The sequence below is a fragment of the Streptomyces sp. NRRL WC-3549 genome (genome assembly GCF_000721935.1).
GTDB lineage: Bacteria > Actinomycetota > Actinomycetes > Streptomycetales > Streptomycetaceae > Streptomyces.
The window spans coordinates 66280-70583 of the sequence record NZ_KL585398.1 but is presented as its reverse complement, the minus strand read 5'-3'; the positions used below and the strand labels follow the sequence as shown (position 1 = coordinate 70583).

Annotated in this window: 3 protein-coding genes and 1 pseudogene; all 4 read left to right on the top strand. The window is 71.3% G+C overall.

The window, feature by feature from the left end; genetic code table 11:
• Positions 1 to 530 precede the first annotated feature (530 nt).
• A complete protein-coding gene (locus IH13_RS0114615; protein ID WP_031084524.1) occupies positions 531 to 1139 on the top strand; it encodes a winged helix-turn-helix domain-containing protein in 609 nt (202 codons plus the stop codon).
• A 159-nt stretch (positions 1140 to 1298) separates the two neighbouring features.
• Positions 1299 to 2570, top strand: coding sequence for a sensor histidine kinase (locus tag IH13_RS0114610; protein WP_031084522.1), 1272 nt, complete (start codon positions 1299 to 1301; stop codon positions 2568 to 2570).
• The gene (locus tag IH13_RS0114605) at positions 2555 to 3202 is read left to right on the top strand and encodes a LuxR C-terminal-related transcriptional regulator (RefSeq protein ID WP_031084520.1); all 648 of its coding nucleotides are present in this window, start codon (positions 2555 to 2557) and stop codon (positions 3200 to 3202) included. Before IH13_RS0114610 ends, IH13_RS0114605 begins: the two co-directional genes overlap by 16 nt.
• 20 nt (positions 3203 to 3222) lie before the next feature.
• Positions 3223 to 3489: pseudogene (locus IH13_RS46095) on the top strand (RHS repeat-associated core domain-containing protein); the annotation flags it as partial.
• Positions 3490 to 4304 lie beyond the last annotated feature (815 nt).

The window sequence follows — 4304 nt, the reverse complement described above, 5'->3', positions numbered from 1 at the left end:
AGATGTGTATAAGAGACAGGATGTGGTCATGCGGCCAGTGTGCCCGGTGCCGCGCCCGGTGTGGACCGTATGCGGCCCGCACGGGGCGGGTGCCCGCGGGCCCGGGTGGCGCGGCCGGCCAGGTCCGAGCCGTCCGCCGCACGGAACGGGAGGGGGAGCGCACCGGTCGCGGTGTACGCCCCCGCTCTGCGTCCTGTCGGTGCTCTGTGCCGGACTCGCGCCGCGGCTCCGCCCGGCGCCCGCCGCGTGGACGGCGGGTATCGGCCACGCCCGTATCGACGGGTGAGAGGCACTGCTGCGCCGCCGCGTTGTCTGCTTCAATGGGGACATGGTCGGCTTCCAGCACACCGCGTCGGGTCACATCGACCTCGAACCGTTCTGGCCGTCCCGTCAGCACCACGATTTCGACCGGGTGTGTTGTCGCGTGAGGAACGCGCAGGCCTTCTGAAGCCGCTGCTCATCGACGGTCTTCGGCCCGCGCGCACGACGTACGTCCCTCGACGACTCCTCGCGCGAAAGAGCTGACTCCCATGGCGAACACCCGTGCCTTCTCCACCGCTTCCGCCCCGTTGACGGCGGACACCACCCGTACCGCCCCGTCCCCCGACCGGCACCGTCTGCGCGCCGTCGACCGGGACGAGGTCGTCGCGGTCCCCGACGTGGCGGGCTTCCTGCCGCCGGGCGCGACCTGGCTGCCCGCCCCGCAGCACACGCTTCCGGCCCTGCCCGGGCGGCCTCCGATGGTCGGCTACCTGGTCCTCGTCCCCGCCGACCCGCAGCCGGCCCTGGCCGGGGCGGTCGCCTCGGCCCGGCACCGCCGCGTCGTACCGGAGGAGCCGGCCGCCGACGTCCCGGCCACCGGTCCGATGGTGATCGACCCCACCCGGCGCACCGCCTCCGTGGACGGCGCCCCCCTCGACCTCACGTACCTCGAATTCGAGCTGCTGGCCCACCTGGTGGCGCATCCGCACCGGGTGCACACCCGCGACCACCTGGTGACCACGGTGTGGGGCTACGGGCACGTGGGCGACGGGCGGACCGTCGACGTCCATGTCGCCCGGCTGCGCCGGAAGCTGGGCGCGGAGTACCGCCACTCGATCCAGACCGTCCGGCGTGTGGGGTACAAGTACGCCCCCTGACCGGGCCCCGGGCCTCGCGCCCGCCTCCGGGACGGGCCCGGGGGGGGTGGCGCCAGGTACACCCCCGGCCGGGGGGCGGGACGGCTGACCTCCGGCCGCCGGTCCGGGCGACACTGTGCGTGGGCGGGTCCGACGGGGGTCCGGTGAGGAGGAGCGGCCATGGCGCAGGCGGTACACGGACGGATACGGGGCACGCTGCTGGCCTCCGGGCGGGCGTTCGTGCTGATGTTCGCGAGCATCGTGGGCTCGGTCACCCTGTTCGTCCTGGCGGCCGTGTCCATCGCGTTCGTCCTGATCGGGGTGGGGCTGGTCACGACACCGTGGACGCTGGACCTGGTCCGCAGGCACGCCAACCGGCGCCGACTGCTCGCCGCCACCTGGTCGGACGTCCGTATCCCCCTCGGGTACCGGCCGTTCCCCGAGGATCTGCGGACCGGCTTCACCGGCCGGGTCGAGCGCACCACGCTGCTGCTGAAGGACCCGGCGACCTGGCGCGACCTGCGGTGGCTGCTGGTCGACATGACGGCGGGCTGCGTGGTGCTGGTCCTCGCCTTCGGACTGGTGGTCTACCCGGTGGAGGGGCTGGTCCTGGCCGCCGGGCTGTGGCGGGTGTTCGAGGACAGCACGTACTGGTACGGGTTCGTGCCGGTCGACAGCCAGCTGACGGGGCTGATCGCGGCCGGGCTCGGCCTCGTCCTGTTCGGTGTCTCGCTGTTCGCGACCCGGCCTCTCCTGCGGTTGCACTTCGTGCTCGCCCGGTCGGTGCTGGCCCCCACCCAGGAGCAGGAGTTGGCCCGCCGCGTGGACCGGCTCACCGAGACGCGGCACGAGGCCGTGGACACGGCGGCCTCCGAACTGCGGCGCATCGAGCGGGACCTGCACGACGGGGCGCAGGCGCGGCTGGTCGCCATGGGCATGCACCTGGGCACCGTCGAGGCGCTCATGGAGAAGGACCCGGCGCAGGCGAAGAAGCTGCTGGCGACCGCCCGGGAGTCGTCGGCGGAAGCGCTGACCGAGCTGCGCGACCTGGTGCGGGGCATCCACCCGCCGGTGCTCGCCGAGCGGGGCCTCGGGGACGCCGTGAAGGCCCTCGCCCTGCGGCTTCCCGTCACGTCCGAGGTGGACGTGGACCTGGCGGGGCGCGCGGAGGCGCCGGTCGAGTCGGCGGCGTACTTCGCCGTCAGCGAGACCCTGACGAACGCGGTGAAGCACTCGGGTGCGGACCGGGTCTGGGTGGACCTGCACCACGCGGACGGCATGCTGCGAATCTCCGTCACGGACAACGGCAAGGGCGGGGCCGCTGTGGGAGGCGGCTCCGGACTGAGCGGGATCGAACGCCGACTCGGTACATTCGACGGCGTCCTGGCCGTCAGCAGTCCTGCGGGCGGCCCCACCATGGTGACCATGGAGATCCCTTGCGCGTTGTCCTAGCCGAAGACCTCTTCCTGCTCCGCGACGGCCTGGTGCGCATGCTGGAGGCCTACGACTTCGAGCTCGCGGCGGCGGTGGAGAGCGGGCCCGAACTGACCAAGGCGCTGGCCGAACTGCGGCCGGACGTCGCCGTCGTCGACGTGCGGCTCCCGCCGTCGCACACCGACGAGGGACTCCAGTGCGCCCTGGCCGCCCGCAAGGCCCGCCCCGGACTCCCGGTGCTCGTGCTGTCGCAGCACGTGGAGCAGTTGTACGCACGGGAGTTGCTGGCCGACGGCAACGGCGGCATCGGCTATCTGCTGAAGGACCGGGTCTTCGACGCGGACCAGTTCATCGACGCCGTGCGCCGGGTCGCGGCGGGCGGTACGGCGATGGATCCGCAGGTGATCTCGCAGCTGCTCTCGCGGCGGTCGAAGGACAAGCCGATGGAGGCTCTCACACGGCGCGAGCGCGAGGTGATGGGGCTGATGGCGCAGGGCCGGTCGAACGCGGCGATCGCCTCGCAGATGGTGATCACGGAGCGCGCGGTGGCCAAGCACACGTCGAACATCTTCGGCAAGCTCGGCCTGCCCCCGTCGGACGACGACAACCGCCGCGTGCTGGCGGTGCTCGCCTACCTCGACCGGGGCTGACGGGGGCTGGCGGGCAGGCCACCCAGAAGCTGACCCAGCGCCGCCCCCTGTCCTTCGGAGACCTCCGGGGAACGGCACCCAACTCCTGGGCCGGCAACCGGGGGTTCGTCGGCGGAACCGACGACACCTCCGACACCGGACTGACACACCTGGGCGCCCGTGAGTACGACCCCGCGACGGGCCGCTTCCTCAGCGTGGACCCGATCATGGACCTCACGGATCCGCAGCAGCTGAACGACTACGCATACGCCGAGAACTCGCCCATCACCTTCAGCGACAGCACCGGCCAGTGGAGGTGGCTGGACAACGTCGCCAAGAAGGCCGAAGAGGCTGCCTCCGGCTTCAAGAACGGTGTCGTCGACGGCTACTACGACCTGGCCGAGGGCGTCTACGCGTTCACCGACAACATGGGCTGGACCCAAGGCAGCGCCCAGAAGATCAAGAACGACCGCGCGGGCAGAGGGCCCGTCAGCCTCTACGAAATCATCCGAGGACCGGACCAGAGCGGCAACTCGTACAAGGTCGGGTACTGGGTCGGCAAATACCTGACCCCCTTCGTGCCGGGGCCGCCGGGGCCGGCACGGGAGCCAGGGCGGCGTCCAAGTCCGGCACCGTCGCCAAGGTCGTACGGGGGGCGCTCGGGAAGTTGTTCTCCGGCGCCGCGAAGAAGGCGGAGAAGCCGAGAGCGGCACCGAAGATCACCTCCATTCCGGAAGTGAGCACGCGCGGCATCGGTGGCAAGAACGCGCCCGCCCTGGATATCCAGAAGGCCCCTTCCGACTGGATTCACGCCGACCGTATGCAAGAGGCGTCTTCCCAGATCGCCAGACGGGCGACATCGCCCTGGCCCAGTCGGGCGGCTGCGAGCCCGGACCCAGTTTCTGCGCCGAGGGCAACGTCGTACGCGCCCTGGGCGGTGTCCCCACGAAGGTGCGGTTCACACCATTGCGTACACGGTAGAGTCCAAGCCCGACAAGAGCCTCGTCGCCGTCATGAAGCCCGTGTGCACGGAATGACGGTTGGACTACCCGTCTCCGTTCCAGTTCGAATCAGGAGCCGTGCCGCAATCCGGCGGCATCTGGGAGAACCAGTACTTCTGAGC